Origin of the sequence: Bacillus haynesii (genome assembly GCF_014042035.1) — a bacterium.
In the GTDB taxonomy this organism is placed as follows: Bacteria; Bacillota; Bacilli; order Bacillales; family Bacillaceae; genus Bacillus; species Bacillus haynesii.
In genome coordinates, this window is the sequence record NZ_CP059494.1 from 2,561,514 (window position 1) to 2,581,879 (window position 20,366).

Below are 20,366 nucleotides of genomic sequence, written 5' to 3' on the forward strand. Positions count from 1 at the left end.
GGATTGATATGAATACAGGAACCGAACAACAGACATACAACAGAAATATCATCGTAGGTTTGCTTATTGCCGGGGCGTTTATCGCGATCTTGAACCAAACGCTCCTGGTTACGGCACTGCCGCATATTATGGCAGACTTGAACATAGACGCTACAAAAGCTCAGTGGCTGACAACGGCGTTCATGCTGACAAACGGGATTCTCATTCCGATTACCGCCTTTTTGATCGAAAAATTTTCGAGCCGCGCGCTCGTCATCGCCGCGATGAGCATCTTTGCCGCGGGCACAGTCGTCGGTGCGGTTGCGCCTAACTTCCCGGTTCTCTTGACGGCGCGGATCATTCAGGCCGCGGGCGCCGGAATTATGATGCCGCTCATGCAGACGATCTTTTTAACGATTTTCCCGGTTGAAAAACGCGGAGCTGCAATGGGGATGGTCGGTTTGGTGATCGCCTTTGCACCGGCCATCGGACCGACATTGTCAGGCTGGATCGTCGACAGCTTTACATGGAGATACTTATTTTATATTATTCTACCAATTGCACTGATCGATCTTGTGCTTGTCATCTTGCTGATGAAAAACGTCACGAAATTAAGAGAAACTTCAGTGGACATCATATCTATTATCCTGTCCAGCCTGGGTTTCGGCGGTTTATTGTACGGCTTCAGCAACGCCGGATCAGAAGGCTGGGGAAGCAACACTGTTTTGATTTCCTTTGCAGTCGGTGCGGTCGCCCTGTTCTTCTTTATCTCTAGACAATTAAGAATCAAAAGACCGATACTCGAGTTTCGCGTTTTCCAATCGTGGACTTTTACGATAACAACGCTCCTCGGTATGATCGTTTTTGCATTAATGATCGGTACTGAAACCATTTTGCCCCTGTATACGCAAAACGTCAGAGACGTGACAGCTTTCGATTCCGGTTTGATGCTGCTGCCGGGCGCGATAGCCATGGGCATCATGTCACCGATCATCGGCCGGATTTTTGACAAGATCGGCGGAAAAGGCCTTGCCATTATCGGATTTGCCGTCTTGCTGCTGACGTCGATCCCGTTTGCGGATCTGCAAATGGATACTTCGCTGACATTTATTATCGTCATTTATACGCTGCGGATGATGGGAACTTCCATGATTATGATGCCTCTCACAACTGCTGGTATCAATGCACTTCCGGCGCACCTCATTCCGCACGGAACAGCGATGAACAATACGATGCGCCAGATCGGCGGTTCGATCGGCACGGCCGTTTTGATTTCCGTCATGAGTAATTCAGCCAAAAACGCTGCGGCATCTCATCCGTTAAATGCACTCATTCACGGCATGAATTCCGCCTTTATCGTGGCCGCTGTCTTGGCGCTGATCGGATTTATCCTTTCGTTTACATTGAAAAAGAAGCCGCAGGCCGACAAACAAGGCCAGCCAGCGCGCTGATCATGTCACGCCAGTTCAATCGAACTGGCGTGTTTTTTTTATGGTTTGATATTCAACTGAGTCTGGGTTCCTTGCGACGTTATGAACATTGAAAACCCGCTCTGCATCTCCTTTTGAATTTCAATTGGCCTTTTCTCCTTGAACAAGCCAAAAAAAGGCCGCCGGATATGAACCGGCAGCCTCGCTCTTTTATTTCAATCCATTTTCGACTTCTTTCACCATTTCAGATACGGACTCAAGACCTCCGCCTGACAGGTACCAGTAGCCTGGATCAAGGTATGTGATATGGCCGTTTTTATAGGCTTTTGTTGATTTTACAATTTCATTTTCGATGACTTCTTTTGCTGTTCCTTTTTCGCCGATGGCAGCGCTTCGGTCGATGACAAACAGGTAATCAGGATTCTTTTCAGAGATATATTCGGAAGAGACGCTTTGACCGTGAAGGGAAACCTCAATTTTTTTGTCCACAGGTTCAACGCCGAGTACATCGTGGATCAAGCCGAATCTTGAGCCGCTTCCATACGCGCTGATTTGTTTATCGCTCGTTAAGACGACCAATCCTTTGCCGCCTTTTTCTTTCGCCAGCTTGTTGGCTTTCTCTACTTTGTCATCGATTTTCGCAAGGGCTTCTTTGACAGCATCTTCTTTACCGAAGATTTTTCCAATGTTTTCGGTATTTTCTTTAAAACTGTTCATGTAGTTCTTCTGGTCAAGCTCAATGTCGATCGTCGGAGCGATCTTTTTAAACTCGTCATACTGTTCAGACTGTCTGCCTTCGATGATGATCAAATCAGGCTCAAGCTCTGCAATTTTTTCAAAATCTGGCTCTTTTAGTCCGCCGACGCTTTCATATTTGCTGTCTTTATATTTTTTCAAGTAAGACGGAAGGGTTTGTTTCGGAAGGCCGACAACGCGGTCGCTTAAACCAAGCTCATCAAGCGTATCAAGCATTCCAAAGTTGAAGACAACGACTTTTTTCGGGTTTTTCGGTACATCTGTTGTGTCGCTGTTGTGTTTAATTGTGACGGTTTCTTTTTTAGAGGAAGATTTTGCATCTGTATCAGCAGCTTTGTTTCCGCAAGCGGCTACGACAAGAACGGTTATCAATGCCATAATCAATAAAGATAGTTTTTTCACTTCAGGTCACCTCATCATTTAAAATATACACAGATTTTTTGATCTCCGATTTGTTGGATCGGAATGTCCATATCATAGATGTCTTTCAGCACCGGCGTTTGGATAATGTCTTCTGCCGGCCCCTCTTTTACAATCCGCCCGTTTTTCAGGGCTGCGATTCTGTCGGAATAAACCGAGGCAAAATTAATGTCGTGAATGACAATGACGATCGTTTTACCGCGACTTTCGACAAGGTCTCTCAAGAGCTTCATAATCTCTACTGAGTGTTTCATATCGAGGTTATTCAATGGTTCATCAAGCAATATATAGTCGGTATCCTGAGCGATGACCATCGCGATAAAAGCGCGCTGGCACTGGCCGCCGCTCAACTGATCGAGGTGTTTATGCTCAATGTCTCTCAGCTTCATATAATCAATCGCTTCGTCGACATATGCCCAGTCCTCTTTCGAGAGCCTGCCCTGTGAATAAGGAAACCTGCCGAAACTGACGAGCTCCCTGACAGTCAGCCTGATGTTGATCTGGTTGGACTGCTTTAAAATGCTGATTTTTTTTGCTAAATCATTGCTTTTGTAAGCGCTGATTTCCTTGCCGTCAATCAGCACTTTTCCGGCGTCCATGCCGATCAGCCTGCTGATGATGGACAAAAGCGTGCTTTTCCCCGCTCCGTTCGGTCCGATGAAGGACGTGATCATTCCTTTTTGTATCGTTAAAGTCGTGGGATGAACAACGGTCTGCTCTCCGAATTGTTTCATGATATCTCGTACTTCTATCATCATTTACGCTCCTTCAGCAACAGGTAAATAAAATAAATCCCGCCGATAAAATCAATGATCACAACAAGCGTCACCGTTAAACCAAACAGCTTTTCAACAATGAACTGGCCCCCGACAAGCGCAATGATGCTGAACAAAACCGCTCCGGGAATCAGGACGCTGTGCTTATACGTTTTAAATACTTCCCGCGCCACATTGACGACGAGCAGCCCTAAAAATGTGATCGGCCCCACGAGGGCAGTAGACACGGAAACGAGAACGGCGACGACGATCAGCATTTTCTTTACCGTCCGGTCGTAATCGATTCCGAGGTTGACGGCTTGATCCCTGCCAAGCGAAATGACGTCAAAGTACGGATTATACCGCCAAGCGTAAACGAGTATCGCCAGAATGATGAGCGAAGCAAGCACTAAAATGTCCGTATTCAAATTGTTGAAGCTGGCAAACATCTTGTTTTGAACGACTTGGAACTCGTTCGGATCGATCAGCATCTGCATAAAGGATGACAGGCTTCTGAACAATGTGCCGAACACGATTCCAACGAGCAGCAGCAGGAAGATGTGCCTTCCCCCGCGGCGGAACATCAGGAAAAACAGCACAAATGAAAAGCAGACCATCAAACCGGTTGACAATAGAAAATTGCCGTTTTTGCCGAGGTCAGCGAGTTTGGCTGCACCGAAAAAGTAAATAATCCCGGTTTGCAGCAGAACATAGAGAGAATCGAGTCCGAGAATGCTCGGCGTCAAAATTCTGTTGTTTGTGATCGTTTGGAAAATCATCGACGAATACGCAATCGCTGTACCGACAACGATGATCGCAAAAACTTTGGCAAACCTCCGCGGAAGCGCATATTCCCATACAGACGGCAAGCCGTAGAACAGAAACAAACCGATGCAGGCTGCTGCTATCACAATGAGTACAAGCATTTTCTGTTTATGACGCATAGGCTTTTCTCCTTAAAAGCAAGTAAAGAAAAACGCCGCTCCCGATGATGCCGACCATCAAGCCAACCGAAATTTCGTACGGGTAAATGACGAGACGTCCCGCTATATCGCAAAACAAGACGAAAACGGCTCCGAGAATCGCCGTGTGAGGCAGGCTGTTTTTCAAATGATCTCCCCTGTAGATGGACACGATGTTCGGGATGATCAATCCCAAAAAGGGAAGCGTGCCGACCGTCAGGATGACGACGGACGAAATAATAGATACGATGATCAGCCCGATATTGACCACCCGCTTATAATTCAATCCAAGATTGATGGAAAAAGACTCCCCCATCCCGGCCAACGTGAATTTATTGGCGAACAGATAGGCAATGATAACGAGCGGTATACTCAGAAATAAGAGCTCATACCTCCCCTTCATGACCAGCGAAAAATTCCCTTCAAACCATGCATTGACGTTTTGAATAATATTGTACTGATAAGCCATGAAAGTAGAAATGGCGCTGACAACACTTCCGAGCATCATACCGACGAGAGGGATGAAAATCGCATCTTTGAACTTGATTCTGTCCAAAATTTTGACGAACAAAAAGCTGCCAAACAGTGCAAAAACAAAGGCAAACAGTATTTTGACCACAATTCCTGCAGACGAAAAAAGCACGATCGCAATGATCACGCCGAGCCTCGCCCAATCCATCGTTCCAGCGGTGGTCGGTGAAACAAATTTATTGCGCGTCAGCTGCTGCATGATCAGCCCGCAGATGCTCAAGCTCATTCCCGCCAGCACGATGCTGAGCAAGCGCGGGATTCTGCTTATGTAAAGCGTTTGAATTTCGTCCTCATTCAAGCGGAAAAGATCAAGAGGCGAAAGCTCCTTAACGCCGATGAATATCGAGCTGAATGAAAGAATGATGAGCATTAGCAATAAGTATCGTAGTTTCATGCTGCAGTAGCCTCCTTGCACAACAAAGCAACCCCTCCGCCGACGTTAATGATTATCATTATCAATAAGGGCCTTTATATATCTTACCATTTTTTCTAACATAGTCAATAAGATTAATAGATACAAAGGTTGAAGTCATGCGATTCCCCTATGATTAGTCCTCCCTAAAAACACATTTGTTCTTTCCTGAAAGAAAAACCTTGATTCTTCTTGTGAAAAGCGCAATAATTAAAATTAAATTTATTTCGAAAATTTAAACTTTAGGAGATGTAACAAATGAAAGTCGTTAAATTTGGGGGCAGCTCACTCGCATCAGGAGCCCAGCTAGAGAAAGTATTTCAAATCGTCACTTCCGATCCGGAAAGGAGGGCCGTCGTCGTATCGGCACCCGGAAAACGGCATCCCGAGGATACGAAAGTAACTGACCTGTTAATCGAATGCGCCGAACAGTACTTATTATCGAAAGAAGCGCCCGGCCTGGTTGAGGCGATTGTCGGACGGTATGCCGATATCGCGCTTGAGCTCGGGCTTGCCGATGACGTGATCAACCGGATCAGGGCAGACCTGCTTCAGCTGCTCGAAGGTGATAAAACAAATCCGGAACGGTTTATTGATGCGATCAAAGCAAGCGGCGAAGATAACAACGCCAAACTGGTAGCGGCTTACTTCAGGCACCGGGGAGTTGAAGCACATTATGTCAGTCCAAAAGACGCCGGGCTGTTCGTGACGAGCGAACCCGGCAACGCACAAGTGCTGCCCGAGTCGTATGACAATCTGTTTCAGCTGAGACAGCAAAAGGGCATCATCATCTTTCCCGGCTTCTTCGGATTCAGCCAGGAAGGCGAAGTGATGACATTTTCGCGAAGCGGCTCTGACATTACGGGCTCCATTTTAGCGAATGGATTGAAAGCCGAGTTGTATGAAAACTTTACTGACGTTGACGCCGTATATTCTGTCAACCCGGCGATTGTATCCAACCCAAAAGAAATCCGCGAGCTGACATACCGGGAAATGAGGGAGCTGTCGTATGCCGGCTTTTCCGTCTTTCATGATGAAGCATTGATCCCTGCTTTCCGGGCGCGCATACCGGTTCAGATCAAAAATACAAACAACCCGGACGCGGAGGGGACAAGAGTTGTCGCCACACGCGACAACACGAACGGACCTGTCGTCGGGATCGCCAGCGACAGCGGATTTTGCAGTATTTATATCAGCAAATATTTGATGAACCGCGAAATCGGCTTCGGCCGCCGCGTCCTGCAAATTCTTGAAGATGACGGGCTGACGTATGAACACATTCCGTCCGGCATTGACGATATTACGATCATTTTAAGGCAGGATCAAATGGATCAAGCAGCAGAAAAGCGGATGATCAAACGGATCAAGGAAGAACTGGATGCTGATGAAGTGACGATTGAACACAATATTGCCCTGATCATGGTCGTCGGCGAAGCCATGCGCCATAACGTCGGAACGACGGCAAGAGCGTCAAAAGCATTGTCTGAAGCCCGCGTCAATATCGAAATGATCAACCAGGGCTCCTCGGAAGTCAGCATGATGTTCGGCGTTAAGGAAGCTCAGGAAAAACAAGCGGTCCGCGCATTATACCAAGAATTTTTCGCAAAAGTTCTCGTTTAAAAAAACCCCTTTTTTTATGGGGTTTTTTTGTTGTCAGAAAATATCCCCTTCCCTTAAATTGCCTGCCTTAAATGGATTCACAAAACCGTTTTGAAAGCCGATATGTAAAGTAAATAAATTGATAGGAGAACACCATATGAATCTGTTGAGAAATATAAAAATCAGAAGCAAACTGTTTGTCATCATTATCATATCAGCGCTGTCTTTGTCGATTGTCGGCATCCAGGGGGTAGGCGGGCTGAGCAAGCTTTCAAAAGGTTCCGAGATGATTTATCAAGATCAATTGATTCCCAACCAGTTGTTTGCAAAATTAAAAGCGAACAACCTTGATCTTGATACGTACAAATTCGAGTTGATGGTGACGAAAGACGATGATCGAAATGAAACATTGCAAAAAAACATTAAGGAAAAAAACGAAGAAAACAGCACCTTAATGGAAAAGATCGATCAGCTGAAATTAATGGACAACGTATCTGAAAAATACGAGAGCTTTAAAAATGAATACAAGAAATTGCAAGATATCAGCAGCGAGATGCTCAGCTTGGCGGTGAAGAACGAAAATGATAAAGCATATGATGTCTATCTAAAAGAGATGGAGCCTCAAAGGGAAACGGTCAACCAGCTGATTGAAGACATTCAAACATTAAATGCTGACAATGCCAAAACAATCTATCAACAGGATTCTAAAGAAGCCGGTTCCATTATCACGCTTCTCATCGTTGTCATTGCTGCATCGCTTGTTTTATCCATCTCGATCGGACTCTTAATGACAAGGCTGATCACAAAGCCGATCAAAGACATTCAGGCGCTGTTCGCAGAAACAGAGCAAGGCGATTTTACTGTCAAAGGAACATATCAATCGAAAGATGAATTGGGATTGCTGACAGCATCGTTTAACAAAATGGTAGCAGGCGTCCGTTCGATCATTGAAACGGTCGGCGAAACGTCGCACCAAGTTGCTTCATCATCACAAGAATTGAGCGCCAGCGCGGATGAAAGCACAAAGGCGAGCGAGTACATCTCAACAACGATCCAGGAGCTTGCAGTAGGCTCAGATCAGCAGGTGGAAAGCGTTGAAAACAGCAGAACCGTTATTAAGGGAATGACCGAGTTTGCCGGAAGAATTTCTTCCAACGCCGAAAAAGCTGCCGCCACCGCTGACCAAACGGCGCTGATGTCGCTTGAAGGCACGAAAGCCATTGATAAAGTGAGCGCACAAATGAAGTCTATTAATGAAACGGTCGTCTCTCTCTCAGAAGCATTTAAACATTTAACAGAGCGTTCCAATGAGATCGGGAATATTACCGAAGTGATTACGAGCATCGCTGAACAAACGAACCTGCTTGCTTTAAACGCGGCCATTGAAGCGGCCCGGGCTGGAGAACAAGGAAAAGGCTTTGCCGTCGTCGCGGATGAAGTCAGGAAATTAGCCGAGCAATCGGCCCAGTCAGCAGAACAGATTACAAGATTGATTACGATCATTCAAAACGATACAAAGCAGACGATGAACTCGGTCATTTCGGCAACCGGAGAAGTCAAAGAAGGACTTGTCGTCGTTCATGAAGCCGGAGGCGCTTTCCAAAAAATCGAAAACTCGATAACGGAGGTCGTCACACAGATCAATGACGTGACAAACTTGGTGAAAAACTTGACAGCCGGCACAAGCGAAATCGAAACCGCCATTTCCGGCGTCAAAGAAGTAGCCGAGACAGCAGCGGGAAGCACGCAAACGGTTAGTGCGGCAACCCAGGAGCAGCTTGCTTCAATGGAAGAAATCGCCGCCGCATCACAGATCCTCGCGCAAAACGCCGAAGAGCTGCAGCACCTGATCCAGAAATTCAAAATTAAAGGTTAACAAAAACCCGCCAGACGATGTCTGGCGGGTTTCTATTCATCATCATCTCTCGCCGTCAGCGGCAGACGTATGATAAATTTTGTTCCTTTGTTTTTCTCGCTTTCAATCTCAACCGTGCCATTGTGTAGGGAGACGAGCTGTCTGACGATCGACAGTCCCAGCCCGTATTCTCCGTAAGGGGTGTTCGTCCGTGATAAATCTGCTTTATAAAAACGATCCCAAATGTTTTCGATATCCTTTTCATCAATGCCGATTCCGGTATCCTCTACTTCGATCACCGTCTCCTTGTAGTCTTCCCGGCCTCTCAGCCAAACGGTTCCGTTCGTTGTGAATTGAATGCTGTTCTTCGTGATATTGACGAGAATCTGGATGAGCCGGTCGTAATCGGCATTGACCATTACATGATCCTCCACATCGAGGATCAGCTGATTCTGTTTCTCCTCCGCCTGAAGCGCCAGCTGCTCTTTAATGATTTCAAACACTTCGATCAGCGGATAATGCAGCTTTTGCAGTGTAATCTGGTTGGAGCGGATTTTTTCATAATCAAGATTTTCGTTGACAAGTCGAATCAGCCTTTTTGTCTCCTCCGTAATCAGCTTCATACATTTATCCTGCTGATCTTCGGGTATCGTCTGGCTGTTCATCCCTTCTACTAAGCCGCTGATCGTCGTCAGCGGCGTCTTCAGTTCATGTGAGACGTCAGTGATAAACTGCCTTCTCCGCTTTTCGAGCCGGTCGATTTCTTCGCTTGAGCTTTTTAACTTGCGGGCCATAATGTTAAAGTCGTCGCCTAAATCACCGATTTCATCCTTATTGCGGTTTTCGATATGGATGTCATAATCTCCGGCGGCGACTTTTTTCGTTGCATCGCGGAGCTTCTGAATGCGGGCGACATGGAATTTCGACGTCAGCCAGCTTAAGAGAATAGCGACTAAGATGACACCCGCTGCCGTAAAGAGCATAAAGCGGTTCATGTCGCTGATCATTTCCTCGGTCCCGCTGATCGGAGCGGTCAGCAGAATGCCTCCCTGAAATTCATTGTTGACGATGTTGGGCAGCGCGACGACCGATACTTCCTCATTAAAACGGTTAAAGTCGGTTTTGACGACAACGGCCTTTCCATCTTTAAGCTCTTTCCATTCTTCATCACTGAGCAGCAGTTTTCGCGGCCGCAAATCGGCCGGCGTCATCAAGACCTCTTTCTTTTCATTAAATAAAAAGAAGCTGATTTTCCTGCTTCGCAAAATTTCCTCAAACGGCTTCATAATGGCCGGCGCGCCTTTTGGCCGCATCTCCATTTCGCCCATGATGCGGTAGCCGTAGGAAGACAGCTCATCGACTTTGCTCTCATATGCAAAGTCTTTGGCAAAGTGGGAAAACAGCGCCCCCGAGATGAGAAAAGCCAAGAGTAATATACTGATGTGACTGGCCAGCAGCTGATAGAGATACTTAATCTTCATCGAACTTGTACCCTACTCCCCATACGGTGTAAAGAAACGGCCGCGAATCGCTGCTAAGCTTTTTTCTCAGCCGTTTAATATGAACGTCAACGGTCCGCTCGTCTCCGTAGAATTGGTATCCCCAAACCTGCTCAAGCAACTGCTCCCTTGAAAAAACCTGTTTCGGGCTTTGCACCAGGTAATACAATAAATCGAACTCCTTAGGCGTCAAATTTAGAATTTGAACGCCGTCCAAAAACACTTCTCTTGTTTTTTTATTGATTTTAAAATGTTCCGTTTCAAGCGTGTCGCTGTCAGCGGAATCCTGCCGGCCGGCGCTTTGATATCTCCGGCTCACCGCTTTGATTCTCGCCACAAGCGCCAAAGGGCTGAACGGCTTTGTCACATAGTCATCAGCCCCGAGCTCAAAACCGAGCACCTGGTCTGATTCCGTATCCTTTGCCGTCAGCATAATAATCGGAACCGTGCTCTCTTCCCTGACCTTTTTGCAGATCGTGACCCCGTCCATGGACGGCAGCATAATATCGATGATCAGCAAATCCCAATTACCCGATTTAAAACGGTTATATCCCTCAAGTCCGTCATGGACGAACTCTGTTTCAAATCCTTCTTTTGCAAAAAACATTTCTGTCATTGTACATACGCTTAAATTATCTTCGATCATTAATATTTTCATCGTTAATGTGCCTCCGCTAGACAAACGTTAGATTCATTTTACATAGGGCTCAGCCATTTCTCAATTCAATTCTGAACATTTAAAGGTCTGGCAACAGTTTGGTCATAATTTATTCATAAGTAGCAGCTAAGATGAAATCAAGCATAAGGCAAAAGTCCTGCTGCCGTTTGACTTCGCAGCCATAATAAATGAAATAGATACGGAGGAATCACGCGTTATGAATTTTTTCAAACGAGCCTTTTGGAGCATGAAAGCGAAAAAAGGAAAAACACTTTTACAATTGTTTGTTTTCACGATGATTTGCTTGCTGGTGCTGACAGGAATTACGATCCAGTCGGCAGCCGTGAAATCGAGCGAACTGGCAAGGGAACAGCTCGGAGGCAGCGTCACGCTCAAAGTTGACAGGGAAAAAATGATGAAAGAACAGCAGGAATCAGGAGACCGGAAAAGGTTTGAATCGACCCCCGTTTCTGTCAAATCAGCCGAGAAACTTGCGAGCCTTGACCATGTCAAAAGCTATAACTTCATCTCCTCAACGTCTGCTTTAGCGGACAATTTCGATCCGATCGAAAGCGGTGACGAGGATTCATCGGACTCAAACAGCGACGAGCCGGCCGGACCGGGCGGCAATGAACAGGGCGGCCGGCAAATGATGCAGGCTGACGTATCAATTGAAGGTGTAACAAGTACAGCCCACGTCAGCGAATTTTCCGAAGGGACGTCCAAGATCACGGAAGGCCGTGCTTTAACAAAGGATGATGTGAATAAAAAAGTCGCCGTGATTGAAGAAACGCTTGCTGAAGAAAACAAGCTGAAGGTCGGCGATACGATCAAAGTCAAGACGAGCAGCGATGAAGCTACAACAATCAATTTGAAAATCGTCGGAATCTATAAAACGACTTCATCTGGAGACAATCAAGCGCAAAACTTCTCCTTTTTAAATCCTTATAACAAAATCTACACACCGTATACGGCGGCATCGGCCTTAAAAGGCGACGATTATAAAAACGCGATTGATGAAGCGGTCTACAATATGGACGACGCCTCAAACATCGACGCTTTCATTGCGTCTGCCAAGAAAACAGGCATTGATTTGGATACATTCACATTGGACGCCAATGATCAATTGTACCAGCAGATGGTCGGCCCGATTGAAAATGTCGCATCCTTCTCGAAAAATGTCGTCTATCTTGTCACGATCGCCGGAGCGGTGATTCTCTCCCTGATCGTCATGATGTCAATCAGGGAGAGAAAATACGAAATGGGCGTTCTGATGGCGATCGGCGAAAAACGCTGGAAACTCATCGGACAGTTTTTGACCGAAATCTTAATGATCGCAGTGCTTGCCATCGGCATCTCAGCATTAACCGGCAGCCTGATTGCGGGGCAAATCGGGAACCAGCTCTTGAGCCAGCAAATCGAACAAACGTCAGCCAGCCAGTCTGCAGGCGGAATGATGGGCCCAGGCGGCGGAGGCTTCTTCGGACAAAGTACCGCTCAAGTCTCAGCCATTGATCAGTTCGACATTCAATTATCCTTCGAGGACTTAATGGCACTCAGCGGAATCGGCCTTTTAATTACGATGTTCGCGACACTCCTTCCGTCCATATCTGTTTTAAGGCTCCATCCGAAAACGATTTTAACAAAACAAGAATAGAAAGAAGTGAAGATGATGGGCAGTATTTTAGAATTTCAGAATGTCGGCTATTGGTATAAAAATCAGGATCAGCCTCTCTTCGAAGATATCAGCATTCAATTCAGCCAAGGACTCTTATATACGATTGTCGGGACTTCCGGTTCCGGCAAAACCACCTTTTTATCGTTGGCGGGCGGACTTGACGTGCCAAAAGAGGGGGACATCCTGTATAAAGGAGAAAATATTTCAAAAATCGGGCTGATCGGCTTCCGCAATCAATATGTATCGATCATTTTTCAGTCCTATAACCTGCTGCCATATATGACGGCTCTCCAAAATATCACGTCGGCCATGGAAATTACCGGATCTCAGGTCAAAAACAAAGAACAATACGCTTTGGAGATGCTCGAAAAAGTCGGCATCCGCGAAAAGCAGGCCAGACAGAAAGTATTGACATTAAGCGGCGGCCAGCAGCAGCGTGTCTCCATCATCAGAGCGTTCTGCTGTGACACGGATTTAATCGTCGCCGATGAACCGACAGGCAACTTGGATGAAGATACATCAAAGGACATCGTCCGGCTCTTCCAAAACCTTGCCCACCAAGAAAACAAATGTGTCATCATGGTCACCCATGATGAACAGATCGCGAAAGTATCCGATGTCAACATCAGGCTTTCTAGGGGCGGCTTTACCGTCAAAAACCGCAGATCAGCAGGATAAGGGGAACGGCATGAGCCGTTCCTCTTCTTTTTATGAAGCAAAAGCTTCTGCAGCCGCCGCCAAATAATACGAGAGGCCTGTTTGCTGATTTTCAAGCATTCCGCGATGAAAATCGTCTTCGATAAAGAAGCGTGTCTGGGTCTGAAAATCGTCGGGCGTGATCCCCAAAAACTCGAGGTGCCGTTTAATTGCGGTCTTCACTTGTTCATGGTTGTGTTTGACTCCATCTCTGAGCGCTTCTGCCATTCCATTCATAAAACGGGCTGCCTCTTCAGCTTTTTCATTCATTTCTTCCGCTATGATCGGTTCTCCTTTCAGCAAATCGACATCATATGCTTCCTTCAAATAGCGGTTCTGTTCAGCGAGTGCATCCTCCCATTCCCTGCTGCTTGAAAACCCTTTAAACATGCTTGATTGATCCATTGCTTCTCCTTTCCCGGCCTGCTGAATCGAGAGATCGATCGTAGAAATAAGCTGTTTGATCCTGTCCAAACGGGCAGTAAAAAGACGTTTCTGCTCAGACAAAATCGTCAGTCGATCAGCTTCACCGTCCAGTATTTGTTTAATTTCCTTGAGCGGAAATTCGAGCTCCCGATAAAACAAGATGTGCTGCAGCCGTTCCAGCTCTTTTCCCCCGTAAAGGCGATAGCCGGCATCCGTCACCTCCGCGGGGCATAAAAGGCCGATTTTATGGTAGTGGTACAGCGTTTTGATCGTGATATTCGCCAACCCGGCCACTTCTTTTACCGTATAGAGCATCAAACCTCACCTCGTCTGTCATGTTAAAGGGTGCCCTAAGGGCGGGGTCAATCCATTACATGGCCTTTTTTTTATTTTTTTTCATTTTCACATACGCGACTATGCAAATAAAAGCGGGAAGGATCACCTGCATCGGCAAATGGACATATAATGGAACAAACTCGATTCCTTCTTTGACATGCTCTGAAATGTTGCTGGCAATGGAGACGGATAAAATCAAAATGACAATGCCGATGACATGAACAATTTTGGAGGGGTTTTTAAGCTTGAATAAAACGGTCACGCCTTCTGTTACGGCATACATGAAAATGCTCATCTTAAAAAAACCGCCAATCACCAATACGAGCATGAAAAATACATCAAGCCTGTCCAGAAATTCGGCTACTTGAATCGTCTGGATCGTACTCAGCAATGGGAAGCGCGACCGCATATTAAGGTCAACGCCGAGCACACTGATGTTCAATGCCACATTAAAAGCCAGGATAATGCCGCTGATGGCGATTCCCAACAGCCCCGCTTTTTTCGCTTGTTTCTTTTCCTTTAAATACGGCAGGATCAATGTAAAGACGATAATTTCTCCAAACGGAAAATACAGCGTTTGTGTGAACACGGCATGGAGCATCGGACCGGGGCCGTTTCCGAGAATGGGCAAAAGCTCTTTCGGTGTAATCAAGCCTGAAGAAACAATCAGGATGAGGCCCGTGACAGCAAGCCAAAACATGATGCCAAACAGCAGCTCGCCTGAACGGGCCAGGACCTCGATTCCTTTCCTCACGGTAAAAATACAAACTGCAATCAACAATCCATTCGCGAAGATAATCGGCGTGTTCGGATAAGCCGATGTCAGCAGCATTTCGCCAAAATCGCGCAGAACCCTTGCCGCAATATAACAATAATAAACTATGTAGATAAAAGTCAGGCCCCAGCCAACCGGTTTTCCAAAAATATTCATCAGCGTTTCGTAGGGAGAGGCATCAGGATTCACTTGGTAGAAAAAGTGGTGCATCATAAACAAAGCCAGTCCTCCGACTGTTCCGAACAAGATCGCGATCCAGGCGTCCTGTTCAGCAGATTGTCCTGGAAAAATCAGCAGAGAGCTGCTGAGTTCAAACAGAACAATCAGCACGAACAGCTGTGCAGCACTGATTTTCGCTTTCTCCATTTAAAGCCCTCCTCTCTCATTCATTCAAGAACGCCCTTCGTGATGATTCAAAATGTTCGGGTTGTTCCTTAAACCCGTTCTCCTTACATATGCGTTAACCGTAATGTCGACATCTGTGTCAGGAAAGTACCGGTTGCTCCACTCACCCTCCATCTTTTTCCACACTTGCGGATGGGCGCGATAGACAACATCGCCGAATTGCAGAACATCCGTCTTGTTTCGCTTAACAACGTCAATCGTATTCTGCAATTCATTTTTCAGTTCCTTTGCCACCTTCCTTTCGATGTCGCTCAGCACTTTTGGATCATCCAAGTGAATTGGCACAGTTGTTTCGCCGATGTCCCCTTCCATGTCAACGTCAACCGAAATCGCCGGCTTGCCGTTTTTCAGGTGAGATCTGATTTTTGTTTTTTGGCGGATGACGTCAAATGTGACGGCATCTTTCTCGTGATTCAATGTAATGGTCAAATACGTTCTGCTGATTTTATTGCGCAGCCATAAAACGCCTCGCGCGGTTTTGCCTTCAAGCCAATTGACGAGTTTGCCCTCTTTAATGACTGCCAGCCCGTCCGCTTCGACTATTGCCTCAGGAGATGTAGACTGCACGTTTTCCATTTTTTCACCCTTTTCCTTATTTCCGGTTACTTTAAAAGAAGAAATAATCGGGTGCTTCGCCTTCGATGTCAAGCACTTTACGACATCTTGTACGCTCGTTTTCATTTGTTCTCCCAAATGCTCTTCAGTAAATTGTAGCGTTTTGTTTACTTTATTTGACGGGATCTTATCGATCGGCGTCAGCGTCCTGATGAATGTTTTTGCTTTTTGGCCCCGGGAAATAATAATCGTCGCTGTTGAACGAAAATCGGTGTCCCGGTCAAGAACATCAAGAATTTTGATCAAGCCTTCTTCCTTGGCGAGTTTTTCATCGACAACCACAAGGTTGGTGTGGGAGTAATAAATTTCCCGCGACATTTTCGCTGATGCGTGCCTGCTCATTTCTGTCAGATTGTTGCCCGTCACAGAATAGCTCGAAATCGGCGGCCTGTCTCCTCCTTGTCCGCCTTGAAGGCCGCCTGTCACATTGATCGGATTGACGATTTGATAGCTTAATTCGTATTCTGTATCTTTCCCTTTATCAATACCGACGGCAGTGATCAGCAGCAGATCTGTCAGCTCTCTTTTATCCCAGCACCCTTGAAGAAGGACAATCGCGGCCAATAAGAGCACAATCTTAACGCTTTGTTTCATTTGGATCACCATCTTCTTGTTTTGTCTTCATGTCGCCAGACTCCGGCGGCTCTGGTTTCTGGTGCTGTCCTTGGCGCACCTTATTGTCATTGCCGATCAGTTCAGGCCGCTTCTCATGTGTCCACCAAGGCAAACGAACGATGGCGTCGCCCCAGTTTTTCAAAATAAATGGTGCAAAAGGAGTCATATATGGAACACCGAACGAACGCAGGCTGCATAAATGGACAAACATGATGATCAGTCCAAGAATAATGCCGTAAAAACCCGTCGTCGCCGCGGCTAATATGAAGAAAAACCGAACGAGCCGGGCGGATATCGCCATGGCGAAAGAAGGTGTTGCAAAACTTGAAATCGCTGTGATCGCTACGACGATGACCATCGCCGGCGACACAATCCCCGCCTGAACGGCCGCCTGTCCAATGACGATGGCTCCCACAATTGAAACGGCTGAACCTATCGCTTTCGGAAGCCGGATGCCCGCCTCCCGCAAAATTTCAAACGAAATTTCCATGATCAGGGCTTCCACCACAGCCGGGAACGGAACGATTTCACGCTGCGCGGCAATTACGATCAAAAGCTCCGTCGGGATCATTTCCTGGTGAAACGTCGTCGCACCGACGTAGACGGCAGGCGCAATAAGCGAAATGAAAAAGATCAACACGCGCAAAAAGCGGATGAACGTCGCAATGTCAAAGCGTGAATAGTAATCCTCAACAGATTGAAAAAATTGAATAAAAACGGCAGGGACTAGCAGGACAAACGGTGTACCGTCAACAAAAATGGCGATTCTTCCTTCAAGCAGATTCCCTGCGACCATATCCGGCCTTTCAGTATGATATACCGTCGGAAAGGTGGTAAATACGGCGTCTTCGATAAACTGTTCAATATAACCCGATTCAAGGATGCTGTCGATCTCAATGCTATCCATCCTTTTTTTTACTTCTTTCACCGTCTTCGGGTCGCACACCCCGTTGATATACATGATCGCCACATCGGTTTTTGTAACGCTTCCCATCGTCATTTTTTCAACCCAAAGATTCGGGTTTTTAATGATTCTGCGCACCAAAGAGATATTCGTGTCGAGAGCTTCGATAAATCCTTCACGTGAACCGCGGAATGCCTGCTGATTTTCAGGCTCCTTGATCGAACGCTTTTCCCCGCCTTTCGTGGTCGTAATAATCGCTGTTTCCGTCCCCTCGGCCAAAATGATCGTATCCCCTGCCATCAAAGATTGAAGCAGTTTGTCCAATCGCTTTTCTTTTTCGACACCGCCCAGTGCAACAGCATCACTTGCAATCGTCTCGAGAACCTCCCTGCCGTACTCCTTTTTCGCCAATTCTTCGGAGTTCATGATCGATTCCAGCAAAAAGTCATGGATCGCTTTCTCATCTGTAATGCCGCCGACATAAACGACGGCTACTTCGATTTTTTCGTCAGCGCCCGTTTTTAATTTGCGGATGACGATATCCGCGCTGTTTCCGGTCATTTCTTTGATCATGCTCAGGTTTTCGGCAAGCAAGGGACGCACAAACCCAGACACTTTTACAGTTTCCGGGTTTTTATCTCCGCTCATAAGAGATTCTTGTTTGTTATCCTGTTGGTGACGACCTTTAAAAAAGAATGGCATGGCTGTCAGAATCCCCTTTTCGTTTTTCATATTTTTCCTTGCAAAAGCACATTTATACTATTCCCGGGCGAATAGTGCTTTATGAAAGGAGAAAAAATAACGGGGAACGGAGAGTGGTGCAAAGTTGAAATTGATCGGAATCGGGCTTTTATTATTTGCTTCCTTAGAGGCTTTTGCCGTCATCCTCGATGTATTTCAAGGCATGACCTTGCAAAGAGCCGTCATAAACTCCCTGACGTTTGCCATCTTAGAAGTGGGCGAGTGGATCATGATCCTTTTATTTTTGTTTATCATTTTTCTCGAAGCCTCGGCAAACTTTCGCAAGAAGAAAAAAAGGACATAAAAGGCTAAAAGGCTCCCTATCAAAAGGGAGCTTAAACTTCGATATTTCCATTGACCGTATCTGTCTGGTGGGAATGGATCATTCCTTTTACAATCGTATTGCCGATGATCAGGGTTTGCCTGGACGTATTGGTTTGAATTGCCGTCACTCTTGCAGCCGTATTGCTGCGGAGTGTGTTGTTGAGGATCGCCGAGTCCGACGATTGGTCAAGATAAATGAGGATAGCCGGCAAGGACGGCCTGCTGAGCGTTATCGTATTGCCGATAACCTCGTGTGTTCCGCGGGTGAGATACATCGTGACGATCAGCGGTGAATCTTCGATGTAGTTTCCGATTATTTTTGTATGCTGATTTGTCGAGCAGTATATTGGAAAGTTTCTGAAGCGGGTGATGGTGTTTTGCTGAATGACTGCGGAAGCCGTATTTGTGACGGATACAGCATATGACTCCGGCACCGTTTGAAAGCCGGAAGGCGAAATAAAGTTTCCTTCTATCACAGCATTTCCTTGCGATATCCATATGCCCCTGGAGAATTGCTTGATGACGTTATGCTTCATTAGGACGTCGTCCCCTGTGCTCCTGACCGCAAGAACGACATTTGCGATATGGTTGCCGGAAAACGTTACATTGTCTGATTGCGTGATGCTGAGAGCGGTGCCGGACCTTTGTTCAGGGACGTCGTTCTCAATATGATTTCCTTCAATAAAGATTTGCGACGCTTGATAAGCAAGAATTCCGGCATTTACAAAATCACGGATTTTATTCCCCGTAGCAAAAACGCTTTTTCCGCGGATATCGATGCCTGTCGTAAAACCGGAAATCAAATTTCCCTTTATGACGGCATCGCTTCTTTCTTCCAAAGCCCCTACACCGAGGCCGTTAATTCCGGTGCTCTGTCCGGTGAATTCGGGGTTTTTCTTGATGATATTGTTTGCAATTGTCGTCCCCGTTCCATAACCGTATGAAATGGTACCGTCTGCGACATTGCCTTCGATGATGACAGAAGTGCCGTTGAAATTGGAAATGGCATTGTTGACATTGCCTTTTAACACGTTGTTTCGGATGATGACATTGACGGGTTCTTCATAGACGATACTTCCTTCACTATAGCCTTCTATATCAATGCCAAAGCGAGGAGCGGTTCCGTTGCCTGTCCCCGCATCTGTAATTTCGCATCCTTCAACAAGAACATTGTCACAACCTGTGATCGACAAGTTATTTCTTCTGGAGCGCCTGATTTCACAATTGGTTACCTTAATACGCTCTGACGGCTTATAGCCTTCTCCTCCGTTGCTGATAATGATTCCGTCTCCTGTAAAATCGGCTATTCTCACGTGTTCAATGACGACATTTGACGCCCCTTCAATACAAATTCCGAATCCCCATTCATGAGTCGGCCTCGGGGCCGGTGTATATGTGTGTTCATCTCTTTCCCCAATGATGCTGCCTCCGGATATTTTCACATTGGATGTTCCGCCTATATAAAAAGCAGTGTATCCCCATGAGCTGTTCGGCTTTACCTTGATGACGGCCTCCGCGTCCATCAAAATTTGAATATTGCCCGGAACATTGATGCCGGCGCCGCGAAACGGAACCCGCGGGTCGCCGTTTTTCGTCCCGTCAATCAGGTATGTGCCGTTCGGTATCCATACCGTGTTGTATCCCATCGACTTTGTCCATGCCAAACATTCGTTGATCGCATTTGTGGAGTCTGTTTTGCCGTCGCCGACAGCACCGAACTTTGTCGCGTCAACCACTGTCATTCTCATTTCATCAGGTTGCTGCTGCACGCTGTTTTCAGCCTCCTTTTGTAAAACGGTTCGCGTTATATATATATGCCAATCTAGTAAACTCCGCTTGTACATTAATAGATAAAATTTTATTAAAAAATCTTTTAATCCAAATTTTCTTCCAAAACTTTTTTCTATCCGCTTGTAAAGCGCTTCACAACTTGTTGCATCATCGATCAATAATTCAAATCGATTGAAGGTGTATTGACACGAACATTATATAAGA

Annotated in this window: 17 protein-coding genes; 6 read left to right on the forward strand and 11 right to left on the reverse strand. The window is 46.2% G+C overall.

The genetic code is table 11. The features are described from left to right. The first annotated feature begins 8 nt into the window (after window positions 1-8). Window positions 9-1,430 carry an MDR family MFS transporter gene (locus tag H2R00_RS12665; protein ID WP_154995619.1) on the forward strand — a complete coding sequence of 474 codons (1,422 nt, stop codon included), beginning with the start codon at window positions 9-11 and terminating at the stop codon, window positions 1,428-1,430. A gap of 189 nt (window positions 1,431-1,619) precedes the next feature. Here the strand turns inward: H2R00_RS12665 and H2R00_RS12670 are convergent, their stop codons facing one another. From H2R00_RS12670 to H2R00_RS12685, 4 genes are read right to left on the reverse strand one after another with little or no spacing between them, the layout of a single operon-like run. Further along, window positions 1,620-2,567 (reverse strand): siderophore ABC transporter substrate-binding protein, encoded by a 948-nt coding sequence (locus H2R00_RS12670; protein WP_154995617.1) that lies wholly within the window; start codon window positions 2,565-2,567, stop codon window positions 1,620-1,622. Window positions 2,568-2,581: 14 nt separating this feature from the next. Continuing rightward, on the reverse strand, window positions 2,582-3,340 hold the full coding sequence (locus tag H2R00_RS12675) for an iron ABC transporter ATP-binding protein (protein WP_182071076.1): 759 nt from the start codon (window positions 3,338-3,340) through the stop codon (window positions 2,582-2,584). Next, window positions 3,340-4,284 carry an iron chelate uptake ABC transporter family permease subunit gene (locus tag H2R00_RS12680; RefSeq protein WP_154995613.1) on the reverse strand — a complete coding sequence of 315 codons (945 nt, stop codon included), beginning with the start codon at window positions 4,282-4,284 and terminating at the stop codon, window positions 3,340-3,342. The genes H2R00_RS12675 and H2R00_RS12680 overlap by 1 nt, the downstream gene beginning before the upstream one ends. Continuing rightward, window positions 4,274-5,227 carry an ABC transporter permease gene (locus H2R00_RS12685; protein WP_154995611.1) on the reverse strand — a complete coding sequence of 318 codons (954 nt, stop codon included), beginning with the start codon at window positions 5,225-5,227 and terminating at the stop codon, window positions 4,274-4,276. The genes H2R00_RS12680 and H2R00_RS12685 overlap by 11 nt, the downstream gene beginning before the upstream one ends. A 276-nt stretch (window positions 5,228-5,503) precedes the next feature. Between H2R00_RS12685 and H2R00_RS12690 the strand changes: the two genes are divergently transcribed. Continuing rightward, the gene (locus H2R00_RS12690; RefSeq protein ID WP_182069297.1) at window positions 5,504-6,865 is read left to right on the forward strand and encodes an aspartate kinase; all 1,362 of its coding nucleotides are present in this window, start codon (window positions 5,504-5,506) and stop codon (window positions 6,863-6,865) included. A gap of 136 nt (window positions 6,866-7,001) precedes the next feature. Further along, complete coding sequence (locus tag H2R00_RS12695) at window positions 7,002-8,720, forward strand: methyl-accepting chemotaxis protein (RefSeq protein WP_154995607.1); 1,719 nt, start codon at window positions 7,002-7,004, stop codon at window positions 8,718-8,720. Between the two features lie 32 nt (window positions 8,721-8,752). On the opposite strand, the gene H2R00_RS12700 is transcribed toward H2R00_RS12695, so the two are convergent. Together H2R00_RS12700 and H2R00_RS12705 are read right to left on the reverse strand one after the other, a co-directional pair. Continuing rightward, complete coding sequence (locus H2R00_RS12700; protein ID WP_182069299.1) at window positions 8,753-10,180, reverse strand: ATP-binding protein; 1,428 nt, start codon at window positions 10,178-10,180, stop codon at window positions 8,753-8,755. Continuing rightward, the gene (locus tag H2R00_RS12705) at window positions 10,170-10,856 is read right to left on the reverse strand and encodes a response regulator transcription factor (RefSeq protein WP_182069301.1); all 687 of its coding nucleotides are present in this window, start codon (window positions 10,854-10,856) and stop codon (window positions 10,170-10,172) included. Before H2R00_RS12705 ends, H2R00_RS12700 begins: the two co-directional genes overlap by 11 nt. A gap of 217 nt (window positions 10,857-11,073) precedes the next feature. Between H2R00_RS12705 and H2R00_RS12710 the strand changes: the two genes are divergently transcribed. Together H2R00_RS12710 and H2R00_RS12715 are read left to right on the forward strand one after the other, a co-directional pair. After that, entirely contained in the window at window positions 11,074-12,513 is a 1,440-nt protein-coding gene (locus H2R00_RS12710) for an ABC transporter permease (RefSeq protein WP_182069303.1), read from the forward strand. Window positions 12,514-12,528: 15 nt separating this feature from the next. Further along, entirely contained in the window at window positions 12,529-13,212 is a 684-nt protein-coding gene (locus H2R00_RS12715; protein ID WP_154995735.1) for an ABC transporter ATP-binding protein, read from the forward strand. A 30-nt stretch (window positions 13,213-13,242) separates the two neighbouring features. Here H2R00_RS12715 and H2R00_RS12720 read toward each other — a convergent pair whose 3' ends face one another. The 4 genes from H2R00_RS12720 to H2R00_RS12735 are packed head-to-tail and all read right to left on the reverse strand — an operon-like array spanning window position 13,243 to window position 18,008. Next, on the reverse strand, window positions 13,243-13,971 hold the full coding sequence (locus H2R00_RS12720) for a MerR family transcriptional regulator (RefSeq protein WP_154995599.1): 729 nt from the start codon (window positions 13,969-13,971) through the stop codon (window positions 13,243-13,245). A gap of 55 nt (window positions 13,972-14,026) precedes the next feature. Continuing rightward, window positions 14,027-15,133 (reverse strand): GerAB/ArcD/ProY family transporter, encoded by a 1,107-nt coding sequence (locus H2R00_RS12725; RefSeq protein ID WP_154995597.1) that lies wholly within the window; start codon window positions 15,131-15,133, stop codon window positions 14,027-14,029. 24 nt (window positions 15,134-15,157) lie between these two features. Beyond that, a complete protein-coding gene (locus tag H2R00_RS12730; protein WP_154995595.1) occupies window positions 15,158-16,381 on the reverse strand; it encodes a Ger(x)C family spore germination protein in 1,224 nt (407 codons plus the stop codon). After that, window positions 16,365-18,008 carry a spore germination protein gene (locus H2R00_RS12735; RefSeq protein ID WP_182071077.1) on the reverse strand — a complete coding sequence of 548 codons (1,644 nt, stop codon included), beginning with the start codon at window positions 18,006-18,008 and terminating at the stop codon, window positions 16,365-16,367. Before H2R00_RS12735 ends, H2R00_RS12730 begins: the two co-directional genes overlap by 17 nt. Window positions 18,009-18,132: 124 nt before the next feature. On the opposite strand from H2R00_RS12735, the gene H2R00_RS12740 reads away from it, so the two are divergent. Continuing rightward, the gene (locus H2R00_RS12740) at window positions 18,133-18,351 is read left to right on the forward strand and encodes a YczF family membrane protein (RefSeq protein ID WP_154995591.1); all 219 of its coding nucleotides are present in this window, start codon (window positions 18,133-18,135) and stop codon (window positions 18,349-18,351) included. 31 nt (window positions 18,352-18,382) lie between these two features. Here the strand turns inward: H2R00_RS12740 and H2R00_RS12745 are convergent, their stop codons facing one another. After that, entirely contained in the window at window positions 18,383-20,119 is a 1,737-nt protein-coding gene (locus tag H2R00_RS12745) for a right-handed parallel beta-helix repeat-containing protein (protein WP_244958333.1), read from the reverse strand. Between the last annotated feature and the right edge of the window lie 247 nt (window positions 20,120-20,366).